At 68.0% G+C, this 19,498-nt stretch carries 17 protein-coding genes and 2 pseudogenes; 12 read left to right on the forward strand and 7 right to left on the reverse strand.

Annotated elements, in window-relative coordinates; genetic code table 11:
* Positions 1-94: 94 nt before the first annotated feature.
* Positions 95-808, forward strand: coding sequence for a Hint domain-containing protein (locus LPB142_RS05475; protein WP_083392600.1), 714 nt, complete (start codon positions 95-97; stop codon positions 806-808).
* A gap of 19 nt (positions 809-827) precedes the next feature.
* Here the strand turns inward: LPB142_RS05475 and LPB142_RS18380 are convergent.
* From LPB142_RS18380 to torT, 5 genes and pseudogenes are all read right to left on the reverse strand, one after another.
* A pseudogene (locus LPB142_RS18380) lies at positions 828-1,582 on the reverse strand (IS5 family transposase); the annotation flags it as partial.
* A 62-nt stretch (positions 1,583-1,644) separates the two neighbouring features.
* Positions 1,645-1,953, reverse strand: coding sequence for a hypothetical protein (locus tag LPB142_RS05485; protein ID WP_231879133.1), 309 nt, complete (start codon positions 1,951-1,953; stop codon positions 1,645-1,647).
* A complete protein-coding gene (locus tag LPB142_RS18385) occupies positions 1,950-2,123 on the reverse strand; it encodes a DEAD/DEAH box helicase family protein (RefSeq protein WP_156894320.1) in 174 nt (57 codons plus the stop codon). Before LPB142_RS18385 ends, LPB142_RS05485 begins: the two co-directional genes overlap by 4 nt.
* A gap of 26 nt (positions 2,124-2,149) precedes the next feature.
* Positions 2,150-2,245 (reverse strand): annotated as a pseudogene (locus LPB142_RS19935) (ATPase); the annotation flags it as partial.
* A gap of 77 nt (positions 2,246-2,322) precedes the next feature.
* A complete protein-coding gene (gene torT / locus LPB142_RS05490) occupies positions 2,323-3,342 on the reverse strand; it encodes a TMAO reductase system periplasmic protein TorT (protein WP_198037871.1) in 1,020 nt (339 codons plus the stop codon).
* On the opposite strand from torT, the gene LPB142_RS05495 reads away from it, so the two are divergent.
* Entirely contained in the window at positions 3,293-6,106 is a 2,814-nt protein-coding gene (locus LPB142_RS05495; protein WP_068767787.1) for an ATP-binding protein, read from the forward strand. The two genes, torT and LPB142_RS05495, sit on opposite strands and share 50 nt — an antisense overlap.
* On the opposite strand, the gene LPB142_RS05500 is transcribed toward LPB142_RS05495, so the two are convergent.
* Positions 6,082-6,789 carry a response regulator gene (locus LPB142_RS05500; protein WP_068767788.1) on the reverse strand — a complete coding sequence of 236 codons (708 nt, stop codon included), beginning with the start codon at positions 6,787-6,789 and terminating at the stop codon, positions 6,082-6,084. The two genes, LPB142_RS05495 and LPB142_RS05500, sit on opposite strands and share 25 nt — an antisense overlap.
* A 115-nt stretch (positions 6,790-6,904) precedes the next feature.
* Here LPB142_RS05500 and LPB142_RS05505 point away from each other — a divergent pair, with 115 nt between their 5' ends.
* The 8 genes from LPB142_RS05505 to mog all read left to right on the forward strand — a co-directional run bounded on the left by LPB142_RS05505 (position 6,905) and on the right by mog (position 14,516).
* On the forward strand, positions 6,905-9,574 hold the full coding sequence (locus LPB142_RS05505) for a molybdopterin-dependent oxidoreductase (protein WP_068767789.1): 2,670 nt from the start codon (positions 6,905-6,907) through the stop codon (positions 9,572-9,574).
* Between the two features lie 62 nt (positions 9,575-9,636).
* On the forward strand, positions 9,637-10,893 hold the full coding sequence (locus tag LPB142_RS05510) for a molybdopterin molybdotransferase MoeA (RefSeq protein WP_071165756.1): 1,257 nt from the start codon (positions 9,637-9,639) through the stop codon (positions 10,891-10,893).
* Entirely contained in the window at positions 10,890-11,417 is a 528-nt protein-coding gene (locus LPB142_RS05515) for a DUF2478 domain-containing protein (RefSeq protein WP_071165757.1), read from the forward strand. The genes LPB142_RS05510 and LPB142_RS05515 overlap by 4 nt, the downstream gene beginning before the upstream one ends.
* Entirely contained in the window at positions 11,407-12,423 is a 1,017-nt protein-coding gene (gene moaA, locus LPB142_RS05520) for a GTP 3',8-cyclase MoaA (protein WP_071165758.1), read from the forward strand. The genes LPB142_RS05515 and moaA overlap by 11 nt, the downstream gene beginning before the upstream one ends.
* 2 nt (positions 12,424-12,425) lie before the next feature.
* A complete protein-coding gene (gene moaD / locus LPB142_RS05525) occupies positions 12,426-12,680 on the forward strand; it encodes a molybdopterin converting factor subunit 1 (protein WP_068767793.1) in 255 nt (84 codons plus the stop codon).
* 1 nt (position 12,681) lies between these two features.
* A complete protein-coding gene (locus tag LPB142_RS05530) occupies positions 12,682-13,437 on the forward strand; it encodes a HesA/MoeB/ThiF family protein (protein ID WP_068767794.1) in 756 nt (251 codons plus the stop codon).
* On the forward strand, positions 13,431-13,922 hold the full coding sequence (moaC, locus tag LPB142_RS05535) for a cyclic pyranopterin monophosphate synthase MoaC (RefSeq protein WP_071165759.1): 492 nt from the start codon (positions 13,431-13,433) through the stop codon (positions 13,920-13,922). Before LPB142_RS05530 ends, moaC begins: the two co-directional genes overlap by 7 nt.
* Before the next feature lie 54 nt (positions 13,923-13,976).
* The gene (gene mog / locus LPB142_RS05540) at positions 13,977-14,516 is read left to right on the forward strand and encodes a molybdopterin adenylyltransferase (protein WP_071165760.1); all 540 of its coding nucleotides are present in this window, start codon (positions 13,977-13,979) and stop codon (positions 14,514-14,516) included.
* Positions 14,517-14,745: 229 nt separating this feature from the next.
* Here the strand turns inward: mog and LPB142_RS05545 are convergent, their stop codons facing one another.
* Positions 14,746-15,723, reverse strand: coding sequence for a LacI family DNA-binding transcriptional regulator (locus tag LPB142_RS05545; protein ID WP_071165761.1), 978 nt, complete (start codon positions 15,721-15,723; stop codon positions 14,746-14,748).
* Positions 15,724-15,896: 173 nt separating this feature from the next.
* On the opposite strand from LPB142_RS05545, the gene ptsP reads away from it, so the two are divergent.
* Together ptsP and LPB142_RS05555 are read left to right on the forward strand one after the other, a co-directional pair.
* Positions 15,897-18,467: a phosphoenolpyruvate--protein phosphotransferase gene (gene ptsP / locus LPB142_RS05550; protein WP_083392601.1), complete on the forward strand. Its 2,571-nt coding sequence runs from the start codon at positions 15,897-15,899 to the stop codon at positions 18,465-18,467.
* Positions 18,468-19,454 carry a 1-phosphofructokinase gene (locus tag LPB142_RS05555; protein WP_071165762.1) on the forward strand — a complete coding sequence of 329 codons (987 nt, stop codon included), beginning with the start codon at positions 18,468-18,470 and terminating at the stop codon, positions 19,452-19,454.
* The last annotated feature ends 44 nt before the right edge of the window (positions 19,455-19,498 follow it).

Here is a 19,498-nt window from a genome sequence, read left to right on the forward strand (position 1 = left end):
TTTCGGCGCGCGTGGGGGCGATATATCGCACTTTGAGCATTTATTAAGATGTCCTTGATACCCTGGCCGCGGTTGGGAAGACGAGGGGACGGGGATGTCCAGTTTTCGGGAGCGCTTGCGCGCCGTTTTAACGCGCCCGGGGTTCAGGAAGGGCGACCCGCGCGAGCCGATCAGCTTCGATTCGTTCATCGACCTCGGCCATGGTCTCTATGCCGAGACCGTCTTGCTGACCACCGATGGCCCCCGCCCGATCGCGCGCGTGGCGGTCGGCGACCGCGTCCTGACCTTCGATCACGGCCCGCAGCCGGTGCGCCACATCGAGCGGGTGGAGTTCTCCTGGCTGCGCACCGAGGTGCCCGAGGCGCTCTGGCCGCTGCGCCTGCCGCCGGGGCTGTTTGGCAATACCGAGGAGCGCTTCGTCGCCCCGCAACAGGCGCTCCTGCTCGAAAGCGACATCGCCGAGGAGGATTATGGCGACCCCTTCGTGCTGATCCCGGCCAATGTGCTCGCGCTGATCCCGCAGGTGGAGCGCGTCAAACCCTCCTCCGAGCGGGTGATCTTCCGCCCCCGCTTCGACCGCCCCGAGCTCGTGCTGACGGAAGACGGCGCGGTAATGCTGTGCGATACCGGCTCGATGATCGACGACTGGGGCTTTTACGACGATGACGATGCACCGCTGAGCTACACGACGCTGCCCGAGGATTTCGCCGTCGACCTGCTCAAACGCGAAATCGCCCGCGATGGCGGGATCGAGGCGCATATCGCCAAGCACCTCTCGCGCTTCGAGAAGTTCCGCGAGGCGGGGTGAGGCCTAGGGTCAGGACACATAACCAATAGATGACGGTTGCTGCGAGGGCGATGGCAGACAGGAAGACCTTCGGACACCTGTCGTATCGTGTCGCAACGCGTCGCCAATCCTTTAGCCTGCCGAACATGATCTCGATCCGGTTCCGGCGTTTGTAGCGGCGCTTGTCGTATTTCACCGCCTTCTTGCGCTGCTTACGGCCAGGGATGCAGGCGCGTATCCCCTTGTTTTTCAATGCTTCTCTGAACCAGTCGGCATCATACCCCCGATCGCCGAGCAGCCAATCGACCTTCGGCAGGCTGCTGAGCAGCGCTCGCGCGCCGATGTAGTCGCTGACTTGTCCGGCGGTGACGAAGAGGTTGAGCGGCCGGCCCTGGCTGTCGCAGATAGCGTGCAGTTTAGTGTTCATGCCGCCCTTCGTCCGACCGATCAGGCGTCCACGCCCCCCTTTTTCACGCCCAAACTGATCGCTGTTCGGTGGGCCTTGAGGTAGGTCGCGTCGATCATCACGGTCTTCGTCTCGCTGTGCTCGGCAGCCAGACCGGCCATCATTCGCGCGAAGATGCCCGTGTCGCTCCATCGTTTCCAACGGTTGTAGAGCGTCTTGTGTGGACCGTAGGCGATGGGGGCATCCCGCCACCGCAAGCCGTTGCGATTGATGAAGATAATCCCACTCAGCACACGTCGGTCATCGACGCGTGGCCTGCCGTGTGACTTGGGAAAGAAGGGCTCAAGACGCGCCATCTGGGCGTCGGTCAGCCAAAACAGATCAGACATGTTCACCGCTCGTTTTCGAACCGTGAATCATGCCATCCCTAGGAAATCAATGGGTCCTGACCCTAACCTTCGCGGCCGCAGGTCAGGCGTTTGAGCACCTCCGGCGCCAGATAGGCGAGGCGCAGCTGGCGGCTGACATGGCGTTCGGCCAGGCCGACGGCCTCGGCCAGTTCCTGGATCGTGACGAATTCACCTGCCTCCATACGCCGCCGCCAGCCCCAAGCCCGGCCGATGGCGCGCAGGATGTGGGGGTCCTGCGCCTGATCCTCGCTCGGGCTGTAATCGGCGGGCGGCATGATCTTGGGCCGCCCGTTCTTCTTGCGCAGCTTCAGGGGGATCAGCACGCGGATCGTGCCATTGCCACGGGTCATTCGGCGGCCTCCATGTCGCGCGGCGCGATCATCTCGCGGATCACGCCCGCGACGCCTTCGCGCCCGCGATAGGTATGGAGTTCGTCGAGAATGATGAACTCAAGACCGGACGCGTTCGAAACGACTTTCGAGTCCAGGTCGTCCTGACGCGTCAGAAGCAATTCTGCCATCATGTAGTTCGTCAGGAGAATGTCGGGCGGATGACCGCCGTGGCGATCAGCTCATCGTATGCCGCCTTCATCCCGTACAACTTCAGCTGGCTCATCGCCTCCAGCACCTGCGATCTTTCCATGGGTGGGGCAGGGCTCAGGTCCGGTGTTGCGCCATGCTGGTGGATTCGGAGCCAGGCCGCGATGGGAAGACGCGGCCCTACTGCAAGGCCGGAAAGAACCCCGACGGCGAGAGTTCGATCCGTTGCACATCTGGCGTACCGGTTGTCACCGACACGATCACCGGCCCAGACAGACCGGGAAAGGACTCGCCGGAGATGGCCCGCAAGGCAAGGTCGACGCCCGCGCGCCCCTGCGCGATCGGGTCGTCGAACGGGACCATGGCGACCTGCCCGCCGCGCAGGCCGCGCAATACCGAGTGGCTGATGTAGGTGGCGACCAGCATTGGACGATGGGCGCCCTCGGGTAGCCGACGGATCAGCGCCATCGCTCCCTCGATTGCCGGCGCGCTGCCGATAAGCACATCCACGTCAAGATGCTCGGCCAGGGCCTGTTCAACTTCTCGCAACTGCTCCCTCAGGCCGGTGTCGGCGCGGTATGTGGCGACGATCTCCACCGGGCTGTGTGCGAGACCTTCGGCCAAGCCCTCGTCGAGGATCGGCGCCCAGCCCGACTCGGTGGGCCCGGTCACGAGCACGGCGGTGAGTGGTCTGCCTTCTGCCTGCGCGCGCGCGGCAAGAAACTCGCCGACAGCACCCCCCATCGCCCGCCAATCGACCCCGATCCAGCCCGACAGCCCCGGCGCTGCCAGTTCGTTGACCAGTGCCAGGACCGGAACTCTTTTCTCGGCGGCGACGACGGCGTCGACCAACCCTTCATCGTGAGCTGAAACCGCGCCAAGCAGGATCGCGTCGCTGCCGGCCTCAAGACAGGTTTGCAGAAGCTCGATTTGTCGTTCCACCGAGTGATAGCCGCCGGATTCGAAGGTCAAAAGTTCGGCCCCCGCGGTATCGGCGGCCTGCTCCAGCCCATAGCCGACCGACAGCCAGTACTCGTCCTTGAAGTGGGGAACGATGACGCAAAGGCTTGGGGCGTTGGAGGCGACAGCGCCCGTGACCCCGGCCAACAGCAAGATTGCGGGACCAAAAGCGCGCGCGTAGAACGAGGCCATGGCACGCGCACGTTTCGACAGACAGCTTCGCAGGGTTTTCGGTTTCATCGCCGGGCTTACGGTCGTGGTTGGAATTGTCGCCATTCTTTCGAACCGCTATCTGGTCGAGACGCACCGGACCTTGATCCAGGACAACTTGCCGGCAGCGAACCTGACCCGGCAAATTCAGGCCGACAGTGCTTATCTTGCAAAGCTGGCCGGCGCCGTTCCCGATATTGCCGACGTTGCGGGACTTGCGCAATTGGGCCAGGAACTTGTGGTCAGGGTTGACGGGCTGCGCGCATCCGTGGCCCAACTTGCCTCGCACAGACCGACGGAAACGTCGCCCGATGGACCTTCATTCACGGCGTTGCAGGCGGCGGTCGAACTCGAAACCGCGGCGGCCCTCGCGCGGCTCGCGGCACAGGACGCGACGCGCACGCGCCTTGCCGCCGCGGACAGTCTCCTGAATGAGATCGAAGACATCCTGGAACGCCAGATCGACACCGCCCGGGTTCAGGTGACGGCGACGATCTCGGACCTCTATGACGCGCCGCACGACCAGGTCGCTCCCGGATTGGATGAACTGGCCGATGCCGACTTCTTTGCTTATGATCGTTTGGTCGAACTGGCACGGGCGGTCGAGAGCGTACGCAACGGATTGGGCGAGGTCCCACAAATTACCCGCCCGGAGACAGCAAAGGCTCTTGGCGAAGAGCTGACGGCGGCCTTGGCGACGGTGCAGGGTCGGATTGACTATTTGCCCTCGCCGAACGCGCGCGATGACATCCGGAGGATGGTCGCCGGTGTGGCCGAGACCCTCAATCCTGACGGCGTGCTCGCATGGACCGAGAAACGTCTGGTTGCTGAAGGCGAACTGGTGGATGCGCTGGAACGCCTGAAAGACCAAACCGACGGATTGGCGGTCTATTCCACCGCCCTGTTTGCCAGGATGCAAGCCGAGGCGGCCGCGAGCCAGGCCCGCACGGAGACCGTGAGTTGGTGGATAACAGTTGGACTTGTCGCCCTCCTCTCCGGCGCGGTTGTCGCTGCGATCGTAGCATGGGCGATTGTCAGTCGGCGCACGGTCGCGCGACTGGCTGCGATCTCGCGCCACATCACGGCGCTTGCGCGCGGCGACTACGACCGAGACATCCCGGAGACCGGGCATGACGAAATTGGCCGGATGGAGCGGGCCTTGCATGTGCTGCGGTTGCGGGCGGCCGAAGCGCAACGATTGCGGGGCGAACTCGAAGTGGCCGTCACCCAGCGCACGCGCGACGTGGTGACCGAGATGCATGCCCATGACCGGGCACGCGCCGAGGCCGAGGATGCGAACCGTGCAAAGACGGAATTTCTCGCCATGATGGGGCATGAGATCCGCACGCCGCTCAACGGCATCGTGGGCATGTTGCGTCTGCTCGAAGCCGAGGCTGCGGGCGCCGAGCAGAAGAAACGGGCCACCGTGGCGCGGCAAAGCGCCGAGAACCTCCTGGTGATTTCCAACGATATTCTAGATTATTCCGCGACGCAGGATCGTCGTCCGGTGTTGCGGCCGGTGCACTTCGACATTCGCGAATTGATGGGGCAACTGGCCGGCTATCTCAGGGCCAACGCGGGCGAAAAGGGCCTTTCCGTTAGCATCGACATGGCCGAGGATGTGCCCCCGGTGTTGTTCGGTGACGTTCAGAAGATCCGCCAGGTGGTCGTCAATCTTCTGTCCAATGCGGTCAAATACACCGAGACTGGAAAGGTCGCGCTGCTGCTTGACTTCGCGCCCGATCCGAGAAGCGGCGCGCCCGTGCTCAGTTTCGCCGTGACTGACACCGGGCGCGGCATCCCACAGGAGGACCACGCCCGGATCTTCGATGCCTATGCGCGTGGCGACGGTGCGGGGGAGGGCATGATCGAAGGGCTTGGGCTTGGGCTCAGCATCTGCCGTCGATTGACAGAGACGCTCGGTGGCTCGATCGCGCTCGAAAGCGCGCCTGGGCAGGGCGCGCGCTTCACCCTGACCGTGCCCCTGGTGATCGGCGATCCGGCCCTCGTGGTGCGACAGGCCGAGACTGTCATCACCCAGAAGTTCGGCAAGCGCGTTCTGGTGGTGGAGGATCAGGCCGTCAACCGGATGGTGGCGCGCGGCTTCCTCGAGCGCCTGGGTTGCATGGTGGTGGAGGCCGAAACTGGCGAAGACGCGGTGCGCGTTGCGCTGTCCGAGATCTTCGACCTGATCCTCATGGATATTGACCTGCCCGACATGACGGGTGGCGAGGCGGCACGCCGGATCAAGGTGGAACGCGAGGGCCAGTCACCGCAGATCGTGGCCCTGACGGCGCACCGCATTGACGACACGCCGGATCAGCGTTCGGCGCTCCACGTCGACGCGGTGCTGCACAAGCCGCTGTCGCCTCGGGCGCTTGCAGCGCTACTCGGGCCGGGTTCTGGTGCGCAAGGCGTGGCGGTGCCGGGGGCGGTCTCGGACACCCTTCGGTCCGATATTGACGAGATTGGCGCCGCCGAGACCGCCGGTATCGTCGACGCCTTCATCGCCGAACTCGGCCCGGCGCTGGCCACCATGCAAGCCGCCCGCGCCGCGTCCGACAGCGAGGCGCTGGCACGTGCCGCCCACCGGCTCAAGGGCGCCGCCTCGAACTTCGCGATGACGGCGTTCTGCGACCGGCTAGGACATCTGGAGCGTGCCGCGCGCAGTGGCGAGGGCATCGGTGCGGCCTGGGAGGGGATCGACGAGGCGGCAAGCGAGGCGCTCGCAGAGCTGCGGGCGGCGGCGCGCGGGCTCGGGCTTGTGCTTCAGGACAGCTCGGCCAACAGGTAGCCTTCTCCGTGCACGGTGATGATCCACTCGGGGTGCGCAGGGTCGGCTTCCAGCTTCTTGCGCAACCGGCCCACCAGCACGTCGACGGTGCGATTGTCCGGCGCCCATTTCTGGTTCTGAATCATGTCGAGAAGGCGATCGCGGCTAAGGATCACGCCGGGATGGTCCGCGAAAGCGGCAAGCAACTCGTATTCGGCGCGGGTGAGCGGCTCGACCGTGCCCGCGTCGTCGATTAGCCGGCGCCGGGTCCGGTCCAGCGACCAGCGGCCAAACCGGGCGTCCGGCAGGGCGACGGTCTCGGCGGCGGCCCGGCGCAGATCCTCGACCCGGGCCGCGAGGTTCTTGATCCGGGCAAACAACTCTCGCTTGTCGAAGGGCTTGGTCACGTAGTCGTCGGCGCCGAGTTCCAGCCCGACGATGCGATCAATCTGATCGGTCCGGGCGGTAAGCAGGATGATCCCGACCTTCGAGACCGCCCGCTGTTCGCGGGTGATCGTCAGCCCGTCCTTGCCCTCGAGGTTGATGTCGACGAGCAGCACATCAGCCGGGTCGCGCGCAAGGATTTCCTCCATCGCTGCGGCGTCGGCTGCCTCGCTCACCCGGTACATCTGCTGCTTGAGCTGAGCGGCCAGCCGGCGGCGTGTCACCACGTCGTCTTCGACAATCACGATGTGCTGGCTCACGGAGCGCCCCTTTTACATCCTGTTACATCTTCCTACAGGGCGTTTACATAACCGGCAAGACCGGTTCACACCCGCCGCCTAGTCTTCTGGCAGACAATCCCGAAGGAGACCTGTCATGTCATTCGCCACCCCGACCCGCCGCGGCTTTCTCATCGGTTCCGGCGCCCTCGGCCTGTCGAGCCTCTGGGGCACGACGGCGCTGTCCGCGATCGATCCGAACTCGTTTTCCGGCCGCGTGTTCCACGCCACCCACTTCGGCCCGTTCGAAGCTGTGGTGCGCGAGGGCAAGATCGTCAGCCTCGCGCCGATGATCGAGCTCGATCAGCGGCCGACCGAAATGCTGACCACCGGCATCCTCGATCGCACCTATGACAAGACCCGGATCGACTACCCGATGGTGCGCAAGTCCTATCTCGAGGGCTGGCAGTCGGGCGACACCAAGCGCGAACTGCGCGGCAAGGAAGAATGGGTGAAAGTGGACTGGGATACCGCGCTTTCGCTCGTCGCCAAGGCGATCCTCGACACCATCGAGGCGCACGGCAACGAAGGCATCTTCTCGTCGTCCTACGGCGGCTGGGCCAATGCCGGCTCGTTCCGCCCGAACGTGATGCAGGGCCGGTTCTTCAACCTGATCGGCGGCTGCTCGACCACCGCCGGCGACTGGTCGGCGGGCGCGGGCCAGATCATCATGCCGCGCATCATCGGCGACATGGAGGTCTATTCCGCCCAGACCGCGTGGGAGGTCATCCGCGACAACACCGAGGTGTTCCTGCTGGTCGGCGCCGACCCGATCAAGAACAACCGCGTCGAATACACCGTGGCCGACCACGGCATGTATGGCCCGTGGGAAGAGATCCGCGACGCCGGGGTGAAGTTCATCTCGATCAACCCGCAGCGCACCGCCTCGGATGAATATCTGAATGCCGAGTGGGTGAAGATCATCCCCAACACCGATACCGCGCTGTTCCTCGCCATGGCCTACCACGTGCTCGAACAGGGGCTCGACGACAAGGACTACATGGCGAAATACACCGTCGGCGCCGACAAGTGGATCGCCTACGTCAAGGGCGAGACCGATGGCGAGCCCAAGACCCCGGCCTGGGCCGCCGCAATCACCGGCATGGACGAGGCGAAGATCAAGGAACTGGCCGAGCTTCTGGCCAAGTCGAAGACCGAGATCGCCGGCTCCTGGGCGATCCAGCGGGCCCACCACGGCGAGATGATCTACTGGGCGATCGTCAACTTCGCGGCGCTCACCGGCAAGATCGGCAAGCCGGGCGAGGGCGTCGGTTTCTCCTGGCACTATGGCAACGGCGGCATGCCGCAGGGCGGCAACGCCACCCCGGTCGGCCTCAGCCAGGGCAAGAACTTCGTCGACATGATCTGCCCGGCGAGCCGGATCACCGAGATGCTGGAAAACCCCGGCACCGAGTTCCAGTACAACGGCGTGACCCGGACCTACCCGGACGTCTACATGATCTACAACGCCGGCAACAACTTCATGTCGCACCAGCAGGACACCAACCGGCTCATCAAGGCGCTGGCGAAGGTCGATCACATCGTCAGCCAGGACATCTGGTGGACGGCGGCGACCCGCTGGGCCGACATCGTGCTGCCGGCCACTTCGACGCTGGAGCGCGACGACATCTCGGTCGGCGGTACCTACTCGAACGACAAGATCTACGCGATGAAGAAGGTGATCGAGCCGATGGCCGAGGCCAAGTCGGATTACGAGATCTTCGAGGCGCTGGCCGACAAGATGGGCTTCTGGGCGAAGTTCACCGACTCGCTCGAGTTCATCGATCACGTCAAGGCGGCCTACGCCAAATCCGGCGCGGCGGCGACGGTGCCGTTCGAGGAGTTCTGGGAGAAGGGCTATGCCCGGATGCCGATACCGGCCGAAGCGCGCAAATGGGTGCGCCACGCCGATTATTATGCCGACCCCGAAGCCAATCCGCTGCACACCGCGACCGGCAAGATCGAGATGTTCAGCCAGGCGATCGCCGACCTCGCCATCGAGGACTGCCCCGGCATGCCGATGTGGCTCGAACCCGGCGAGTACCTCGGCAATGCTCAGGAGGGCCAGCTGCATGTGGTCAGCCCGCACCCGTGGTACCGGCTGCACAGCCAGATGGACAACTCCGAGGGCCTGCGCGCGCTCTACAAGGTGCAGGGCCGCGAGCCGGTGCGCATCAACAGCGAGGACGCGGCGGCGCGTGGCATCGTCGATGGTGATGTGGTCGAGCTCTACAACGAGCGCGGCACGATCCTTGCCGGCGCCGTGGTGTCTGACGACATCATGCCGGGCGTGATGTCGATCTACGAGGGCTGCTGGCCGTCGCTGGACAGCAAGGGCCGCGACAACTCGGGGCTGGCCAACTTCCTCACCTCGACCCGGCCCGCTTCGGGGCTCACCAATGCCACCACCGCCAACACGGTGCTCGCCTCGCTCAAGAAGTGCGAAGACCCGGAAGGGCCGAACATGGCCTACGAGAAGCCGGCGATCATCGAGGACATGGAGATCGCGGCGATCGACGACGATGCGCTTGGCCTCGAGCGGGTCGACGCGATCTTCGAGAGCATCATGGCCGACATGTCGCCCGAAGAGCACCTGTTCTACGAGCGCTGCACCGTCTGCCACGCGCCGCGCGAACCCAGCCACTACACCCAGCTGCAGTGGCAGGCGGTGCTGCCGTCGATGTTCGAACGCGCCGGTCTCGACGATGTCGAGCAGGAGACGGTGCGCAACTTCCTGATGGCACGCGCCGCCGACGCGCCGAAGTAAGCCTGACGTCCCTGGGGTGGCCGGTCCCAGCCGGCCGCCCCACCTTTTTCCGCGAGGCCGAGATGCACGATGTGACTTACCCCGAAGGCACAAGCTGCGAGATGACCCCAGGGCTCTTGCCGCTGGATGAGGCCGTTGCCTTGGCGCTCGCCCAGGTTTCTCCGATTGCCCAGGCAGAGCGCATCCCGCTCGCCGAAGCTGTTGGGCGGGTCGCGGCGAAAGACATTCTGGCCCCCGCCGCCATGCCGCTGTTCGACAATTCGGCCATGGACGGCTTTGCCTTGCGCCTGGCCGACCTCGCTGGTGGCGACAGCCTGCCGCTGGCCGGAACGGTGCCGGCCGGTGCCGCACCTCGCGATCTGCCCCCGGGCGTCGCGCTTGAGATATTCACCGGCGCGCCGGTGCCGCAGGGCGCCGATGCGGTGGTGATGATCGAGAACGCGCGCGTTGCGGGCGCACGGGTGCAATTCCACCGCCTTCCGAAAGCGGGAGACAACATCCGTCGCGCGGGGAGCGACCAGCCTCTCGGTGCGCGCCTTGTTGCGCGCGGCCAGCCGCTTCGGCCCCTGCATGTCGGTCTGCTGGCCGCCAACGGGATCACACAAGTTGAGGTCTCGCGGCGTCCCCGCGTCGCCGTTTTCTCGACCGGCGATGAACTGACCGGCGGCGGGACCCCCGGCCGGATCCATGACGCGAACCGGCCGATGCTCCTGACGCTGGCGCGTGAAGCCGGGGCAGAGGCCGAAGACATGGGTATTCTGCCCGACGACCTTGCCGCAACGACCCGGGCCCTCGCCGCGCTCGGCGACCGGTTCGACCTGATCCTGACCTCCGGCGCTGTGTCGATGGGAGGGCGCGACCACATGCGCGACGCCATCGTCGCGGCGGGCGGCGCGCTCACCGGCTGGCGGGTGGCCTTGAAGCCGGGCAAGCCCGTGGCTTTCGGCCGGATCGGAAAGACGGCAATCACCGGGCTCCCCGGGAACCCGTTTTCCGCCTACACCGGTTTCCGTCTCTTTGCCGGGCCGCAGATCGCGCGCCTTGCCGGCGCCGCGCCCGCACCGTTTGCCTCCGTGCCGGCCCGCGCCGGGTTCGGCTGGAGCCGCAAGCCCGGCCGTGCCGAGGTCTTCCCGGCCCGCCTTGCGGGCCATGATCCGGCGGGCGTGCAGATCCTCGAACGCCTCGGCGCCGGGGTGTCGGCCACCTTGTTCCCTCTCACCGAAGCTGACGGGCTGGGCCTCGTCGCTGCCTCGACTGCGCATGTGTCCGAGGGCGACATGATCCGCTGGCAACCCTTCTGCAAGGGAGGTCTGGAATGACCGCGACACCGCTCGCCGCCATCCGGTTTGACGATCAGGACATCGACGGGTTCGTCGCAGGTCTTGTCGAGGTCCTGCGCTCGGCCGGGTGGCGGCTGAGCGGTGTACTGCAGTCGCGCGGGATCGCCGATACCGAGTGTCATTGCGCCGACATGGATCTGACTTCGATCGCCACGGGCGAGGTCTTTCGCATCTCGCAGCCGCTTGGCAACGGCTCGCACGGCTGCCGCCTGCATCCCGGCGCGCTGGCGCAATGTTCCGAGGTTCTTGCCGGCGAGTTGACGACGAAGCCGGACCTCCTGGTGCTGAACCGCTTCGGCCAAGGTGAGAGCGAGGGTCGTGGTTTTCGCGACCTGATCGCGCGGGCGCTCGAGCTCGGGATCCCGGTGCTGACAACGGTGCGGCCAAAATACGCCGCCGCCTGGGCCGACTTCGGTGGCGAACTGGCCAGTGATCTGCCGTTCGATGCCGATGCGGTCCTGGCATGGGCCCAAGATCAGAAAGAGGCCCGCCATGCCGCGTGACTTCCACCCGACCCTTTGCGATGGCCATGGTCGAACGGTGAGCTATCTGCGCCTTTCTGTCACCGACCGCTGCGATCTGCGATGCACCTATTGCATGGACGAGCGGATGACCTTCCTGCCGAAGCGCGACCTTCTTTCCATCGAAGAACTCGAGCGGCTGGTGGGGGCCTTCATCGACATGGGTGTGCGCAAGGTGCGGTTGACCGGCGGCGAGCCCCTGGTGCGGCATGGGATCATGACGCTGGTCGCCGCGCTCGGGAACGCGGTGGCGGCTGGTCGGCTTGATGAAGTCACCCTGACCACCAACGGCACGCAACTGGCGCGCCACGCCACCGGGCTTGCCGCCAGTGGTGTGCGCCGGGTGAACGTCTCGCTCGATACGCTGGACCCGGCGAAATATGCCGCGATCACCCGGCGCGGCCGGCTCGGCCAGGTGCTGGACGGGATCGAGGCCGCGCGGGACGCCGGGCTGAAGGTCAAGATCAACACCATGGCGCTGCGCGGCGTGAATGACGACGAGGTTCTGGACATCGTCGACTGGGCCGCCGGGCACGGCTGCGATGTGGCCTTCATCGAAGTGATGCCGATGGGGCAGGTGGGCGCGGATGAGCGCGCCGGCCAGTACTGGCCGCTCGACGACTTGCGCAAGGTGCTGGAGCAGCGGTTCGACCTGCGCGACACCGGGTTCACGACTGGCGGGCCGGCGCGTTACGCCGAGGTCGTCGGCACCGGCCAGCGGATCGGCTTCATCACCCCGATGAGCCACAATTTCTGCTCGACGTGCAATCGCGTGCGGGTGAACTGCCGGGGCGAGCTCTTTTCCTGCCTCGGGCGCGAAGGGTCGGTCGACCTGCGTCCGGCGCTGCGGGGCGCTGCGGACAACGCGCCGCTTTTCGCCGCGATCGAGGATGCGCTGGCGCGCAAACCGCGCGGCCACGATTTCGGCTATGGCGCGGGCGCGGTTGAAGGCGCTCTGTCGCGCAGCATGAACCATACGGGAGGCTGACCATGGCCGAGCTTGACGTCGTCTATTTCGCCTGGGTCCGCGAACGGATCGGGCTGCCGCGCGAGCGGGTGCAGACGGAAGCCAACGACGTTTCCGAACTGGTCGCTGAACTGCGGGAGCGCGGGCCGCGCTATGCGGCCGCATTTGCCGACCTTTCCGCGTTGCGCGTCGCCCTCGATCAGGAATTGGCAACCTTTTCCACGCCGCTTTCCGGCATTCGCGAAGTGGCGATCTTCCCGCCGATGACCGGAGGCTGAAATGCCCGACGGCGCCGCCCTGGAAGGCCGCTATGCGCGCCACCTCGTCCTGCCCGAGATCGGATCAGCGGGGCAGAACCGGCTGGCCGCCGCGCGGGTGCTGGTGGTGGGTGCGGGCGGGCTCGGCTCGCCGGTCCTGCTCTACCTCGCCGCCGCCGGCGTGGGCCAGCTCACCATCGCGGACGACGATGTCGTCTCGCTGTCCAACCTGCAACGGCAGGTGCTCCATGCCACGAGCCGCTTGGGGGACCCGAAGGTCGCCTCGGCCGCGGACCGGCTCGCCGACCTCAATCCCGATGTGCGGATCGTTGCCCATCCGTTGCGCGTGACCGCGGCGACGGCGCCGATCCTGGTCACCGGGCACGACCTCGTGGTCGATTGCACCGACAACCTCGCGGCGCGCCACCTGTTGAACCGGGCCTGCGTCGAGGCGGGCGTGCCATTGCTGTCGGGTGCGATCGCGGCCTGGGAGGGGCAGGTCGGGCTTTATGATCCCTCGCACGGTGGCCCTTGTTTTGCCTGCGTTTTCCCCGAAACCGGCTCGCGCCCGGAACAGGGCAAGGGCGTCGTCGGGGCATTGCCCGGGATCGTCGGGGCGACCATGGCGTTGGAGGCGATCAAGACGATCATCGGTGCAGGTGCTTCGCTGCGCGGCCAGCTCCTGCTGATCGACACGTTGTGGAATGACCGTCGACTGGTGCGCGTCGCACGCGATCCGGCCTGTCCGGTCTGCGGCCGGGAGCACGGCATATGTTGACGCATTTCGATGCTGCGGGGCAGGCCCATATGGTGGATGTCTCCGACAAGCCCGACACGAGGCGCGTTGCCGTGGCCGAAGCCCGGGTCGAGATGAAGCCGGAAACATTGGCCTATGTCCTCGAAGGGACTTCGACCAAAGGCGATGTGCTGGGGGTTGCCCGGGTCGCCGGGATCATGGCGGCGAAGCGGACGCCGGACCTGATCCCTCTGTGCCACCCACTTGCCCTGACACGCGTGGCGCTGGAGCTGACCCCCCAGATCGAAACCGCCAGCGTTCTGATCCGCGCGACGGTCGCCACCTCCGGCCAGACCGGGGTCGAAATGGAGGCGCTCACCGCCGCCTCCGTCGCGGCGCTCACGGTCTACGACATGCTCAAGGCCGTTGAGAAGGGCATGATTGTCACCGGGATCAGGCTGCTCCACAAGGATGGTGGAAAATCGGGCTCGTATGATGCTGACAAAGCGGGCGACGTCGGACGATGACCAAAGCAATCCAAAGACACCCCTCCGCCCCGAAACCCACGAGGGAGACCGTCCATGTCCGTTGACACCCCGCTCATCGCCATCCTCGTCGCCTCGGACCGCGCGGCGCGTGGCGCGTATGAAGATCTCGGTGGCCCGGCCGCAGAGGCATGGCTTCGCTGCGCCATCACCACGCCGGTTCGGTATCAGCGCCAGATCGTGCCGGACGGGCGGGAAACCGTTGCCGCCGCGTTGCGCGCACTTGCCGACGAACAGGCGGCCGACCTGATCCTGGTTACCGGCGGAACCGGGCCCGCAGAGCGCGACCAGACCCCGGAAGCGTTTGACGCCGTGATCGACAAACGCCTTCCCGGCTTTGGCGAGGCGATGCGGCTGGCGAGCCTCGCCGAGGTGCCGACGGCGATCCTGTCGCGCCAGGATGCAGGCGTGCGTGGCCGGTCCCTGATCATCACGCTGCCCGGCAAGCCGTCGGCGATTTCCACCTGTCTCGAGGCGGTGTTCCGCGCGGTGCCCTATTGCCTCGATCTGATCGGGGCGGCTCGGATCGAAACCGATCCTGGGGTCTGCGACGCCTTTCGCCCGAAATCGTCCTGATTGCGGAGCGCAAGAGGCTGGCCGGACAGAGCCGGGCCGCAGTCTGCCGCGCTGTCGGGTGCGGGTCAGGGTGATCGATAGCCAAGGGGAGCATTGCCGTGGCCGCACAGTCGCCGGCACTTGGTGTGGAGAACGTTCGATCCCAGACCCATCCCCTCCGCCACTCCCCCCCTGACACGCGCCGGCCCGGAGCCGCTCTCCCTCGGGGCGCGCGAGCGTTTCCGGCCGCTCAGACCGGCGCGGTGGAGCCGCGCACGATCAGCTCGCCCGAGAGCATGATCCGCCGCGCGGGCGCCGGCCCGCCCGAGATCCGCGCCAGAAGGGCCGCCATCGCCTCGCGCCCGAAGGCCTCGACGGGCTGGCGGATCACGGTGATCCCGGGGCTGACCAGATCGCTCCAGACCTCATCGTCGAACCCCGCCAGCGCGAGCCGGCCGGGCACCTCGATCCGCCGCTCGCGGCACAGTTTGAGCGCGGCGCGCAGGAACAGGCCGTTCGACAGGATCAGCGCCTCGGGCGGGTCGGCGTCGAAGAGCTCGGCGAGCGCCGCATGTCCCGCATCGAAGCTCGGCGGCGCCATCACCGTGCGCACCGCAAGCCCGTGCCGCGCCAGCGCCGCCTCGACCTCGGTGCGCCGCTCGAGCCCGGTCGCGGAGGTCGAGCCGAAGAGCCCCGCGATCCGCCGCCGCCCCGAGGCGACGAGATGATCGACGAGCTGCGCCGCGGCGCGGGCATTGTCGAGCACGACGCTGTCAAACCCGCCCTCCGCCAGCCCGCGGTCGATCAGCACCACCGGCCGGTCGACCCGCGCCAGCGCCGCCGCGCTCAGATGCCGCGTCGGCGTCACGATCAGCCCGCTGACCCGCTCCTCGGCCATCAGCTCGAGATACATCGCCTCGCGCTCCGGGTCTTCGTCGGTATTGCACAGCAACACCCGCATCCCCGCCGCATAGGCGACATCCTCGACCGAGCGGCTGACCTGGGTGAAGAACGGGTTGCGGATATCGGCGACGATCAGCCCGATGGTCATCGAGCGCTGCGAGCGCAGCTGGCGCGCGGCGAGATTGGGGCGGTAGCCGGTGGCCGCCACCGCCGATTCGACGCGCCGCAAGACCTCCGCGCTGACCGGGCCCTGGCCCAGCGCGCGCGACACGGTCGAGGTCGATACACCCGCGGCGCGGGCGACATCCTTGATGCTGACGGTCATGGCGTGAAAACGTTTGCAGCCTGATTTCGCGCATAGAATGACAGAATCCGCCGGGTTTTCAATAGAAACAGCACCTGGCGCGCGCGAGGCCCCGGGGGTGGTGAAGAATTTTGTGGGAACGTTCCCGCAAACATGCTAGGCTGGCTCCAACTTGGAGATTGGGAGGAGAGCCAGTGTCCCCGAAAGCTGAGCCGGGCCTGTTGCCCCGGGAACTCATCCAGTTGGACGCGCGCGTCGCGGACAAGGCGGAGGCCTTGCGTCAGGCGGCGGCGCTGCTCGAGGCGGGGGGCTGCACGCGCCCGGGCTTCGCGGCCAGCATGGCGCGGCGCGAGGGCGCGGCGGAAACCTATCTGGGCAAGGGCATCGCGATCCCGCATGGCATGGTCGAGGATCGCGATCTGATCTTGCGTGACGGGATCGCGGTCTTGCAGCTGCGCGAGGGCGTGGCCTGGGGGCCGGGGCAGGTGGCGCGGCTCGTCGTCGCGATCGCGGCGCGCTCGGATGCCCATATCGGGATCTTGCGCCGGCTCACGCGGCTGATGCAGGACGAGGCGCGGCTGGCGCGGCTTGTCACCACCGCCGACCCCGAGGAGATCATCGCCGCGCTCGAGGGGGCGGAGGCGCCCGCCGCCGAGGCCGCGCCCGCGCAGGATTTCGCGCAGAGTTTCGATTGGGTGGTGGATTATCCCTCCGGGCTGCATGCCCGCCCGGCGACCGAATGGGCCGAGACCGCGCGCCGGTTCAGCGCCCGGATCCGGGTGCGCCATGGCGCCGAGGCGGCGGAGGCGCGCACCATGCTCTCGCTCCTGCAACTCGGGCTGAAGGCGGGGGATCGGGTGACGTTCTCGGCCGAGGGCGCCGATGCCGCCGATGCGCTGGCGACGCTGCGGGTCGTCGTGACCGGCCTGAGCGCGCGGGAAAAGGCGCAAGCGGCCGAGGCGGCGGAGAAGCGCGCGGCGGCGGCCACGGCGGGGGGCTGGGTCTCGCCCGAGCCGCTCGAGGCCGAGGATGCGCGCCTCGTCGAGGGGGTTGCGGCGGCGCCGGGGCTGGCGATCGGCTGGCTGCACCGGCTGGAAACCGGCCCGCGCGAGGTGGCCGATCTCGCGCCCGGCGCGCGCGAGGATCTGGCGGGGGCGGCCGATCGGCTGCATGAGGCGTTGGCGCGGGCGCGCGAGCAGCTCGGCGCGCTCGCCGATGATACCGCGCGCCGTCTGGGCGAGGTCGATGCCGGGATCTTCCGCGCGCAGGCCGAGCTTCTGGCCGACCCGGGCCTCGTCGCGCGGGTCTCGCAGGCGCTGGTCGGAGGCCACGGGCTCGCCTGGTCGTGGGCGCGCGCGATCGAGGAGACGGCGGCGCCGATGCGCGCCTCGGGCAATGCGGTTCTGGCCGGCCGCGCGGCCGATCTGCGCGATGTCGGCCAGCGGGTTCTGGCGCTGCTCGACCCCGCGCTCGGGCGCACCGCGCCGCTCGAGCCGCCGCCCGGCACGATCCTGATCGCCGATGATCTGACGCCCTCCGATACCGCCGGGCTCGACCCGGCGCGGGTGGTGGGGCTGGTGACCGCGCAGGGCGGGCCGAGCTCGCATAGCGCGATTTTGGCGCGCACGCTCGGCCTGCCGGCGATGGTCGGGGCGGGGGCGGCGCTCGGGCGGCTCGAGGCCGGCGCACCGGCGATCCTCGACGGCACGGCGGGGCGGCTTTACCTCGCGCCGACCGAGGCCGAGCTTGCCTCCGCGCGCGCCTTCATCGCCGCCGAAGAGGCCCGCCGCGCCCGCGACAGCGCGGCGCGCGCGCTGCCCGCCACCACCACCGACGGCCACCGCATCGAGATCGGCGCGAATATCAACCTCGCCGATCAGGCGCCCTTCGCGCTCTCGCTGGGCGCCGAGGGGGTCGGGCTGATGCGCACCGAATTCCTGTTCCTCGAGCGCGCCGAGAGCCCGACCGAGGAGGATCAGTTCCAGGCCTATCGCGCGATGGCGGCGGCGATGGGGGCGCGCCCGCTGGTGATCCGCGCGCTCGATATCGGCGGCGACAAGCAGGTCTCCTATCTCGATCTGCCGCGCGAGGAGAACCCGTTTCTGGGCGTGCGCGGCGCGCGGCTCTTGCTGCGCCGGCCCGAGCTTCTGGTGCCGCAGCTGCGCGCGCTTTACCGCGCCGCGCGCGAGGGCGCCCGGATTTCGGTGATGTTCCCGATGATCACCTCCGAGGCCGAGCTGATCGCGCTGCGCGAGACCGCCGAGCGGATCCGGGCCGAGCTGAAGGCGCCGGCGATCCCGCTGGGGATCATGATCGAGGTGCCGGCGGCGGCGCTGATGGCGGACCGGCTCGCGGTGCATGCCGATTTCTTCTCGATCGGCACCAATGACCTGACCCAATACGCGCTCGCGATCGACCGGCAAAACCCGGTGCTCGCGCCCGAGGCCGACAGCCTGCACCCGGCGGTGCTGGCGCTGATCGCGGCGACGGTGCGGGGCGCGCGGGCGAAGGGGCGCTGGGTGGGGGTGTGCGGGGGGATCGCGGGCGATCCGTTCGGCGCGGCGCTGCTCGCGGGGCTCGGGGTCGATGAGCTCTCGATGACGCCGCGCGATATTCCGGCGGTGAAGGCGCGGCTGCGCGGCGCGGCGATCGCGGATCTGCGGGCGCTGGCCGAGCGCGCGCTCGCGCTGCCCGATGCGGCCTCGGTGCGCGCGCTGGGCGCCGATCCGGCGCTTGGCGGCGGCACGGTGGCGGGGGAGGTGTGAATGACGCGCTCGGGCCCCTGCGACGTGCATACCGTCGCGCTCAACCCCGCGATCGATCTCACCGTCGGTCTGTCGCAGCTCGTGCCCGGCGAGGTCGCGCGCGCGCGGTCTGCGCGCCATGATCCGGGCGGCAAGGGGGTCAATGTCGCCTCCTGTCTGGCCGATTGGGGCACCGCGGTGACGATCCACGGGCTGCTCGGGCTCGAGAATGCGGCGCGGTTCGAGGCGCTCTTTGCCGCCAAGGGGATCAGCGATGCGATGGTGCGCCTGCCGCAGGCGACGCGCACCAATATCAAGCTGCTCGAAGAGGGCGGGCGCACGACCGATGTCAACCTGCCGGGGTTTTCCGCCTCCGCGCGCGATCTGGCGGCGGTCGAGGCGAGCCTGGCCCCGCTCGGCGCCGGCGCGCTCGTCGCGATTTCGGGCAGCCAGCCGCAGGGGCTCGAGGATGAGGCCTCGGCGCGGCTGACGGCGGCGCTGACCCGGCGCGGGGCGCGGGTGGTGCTCGATGTCTCGGGCGCGCCGCTGCGCGCGGCGCTGGCGCGCGCGCCCGATGCGCTGCCCTTCGCGATCAAGCCCAACCGCCATGAGCTCGAGGCCTGCCTGCGCGCCGATCTGTCGCGCCGGGCCGATCTGGTGGCGGCGGCGCGCGGGCTCGTGGCGCGCGGGATCGGGCTCGTCATCGTTTCGCTCGGCACCGAGGGGGCGATTTTCCTCTCCGCCGCGGCCGAGCTGCAGGCGCTGCCGATGGCGCTCTCGCAAGGCTCCACGGTGGGCGCGGGCGACGCCATGGTCGCGGGGGTCGTCGCGGCGCTGGCCGAGGGGCTCGGCCCCGAGGCGCTCGCCGCGCGCGCGACGGCTTTCGCGGTGGGCAAGCTGCGCAACGCAGGCCCGCATCTGCCCGAGCAAGGCGAGATCCGCGCGCTCGAGCGCGCGGTCGCGGTGCGCCCGCTCGCCGAGTGGCTCGCCCAAGAGCCGGGCGCATGAGCATTGCGCGCCCGGTCGCCGGGCGCGTCAGGAGGATCCGATCG

The sequence above is a fragment of the Rhodobacter xanthinilyticus genome, from assembly GCF_001856665.1.
In the GTDB taxonomy this organism is placed as follows: Bacteria; Pseudomonadota; Alphaproteobacteria; order Rhodobacterales; family Rhodobacteraceae; genus Rhodobacter; species Rhodobacter xanthinilyticus.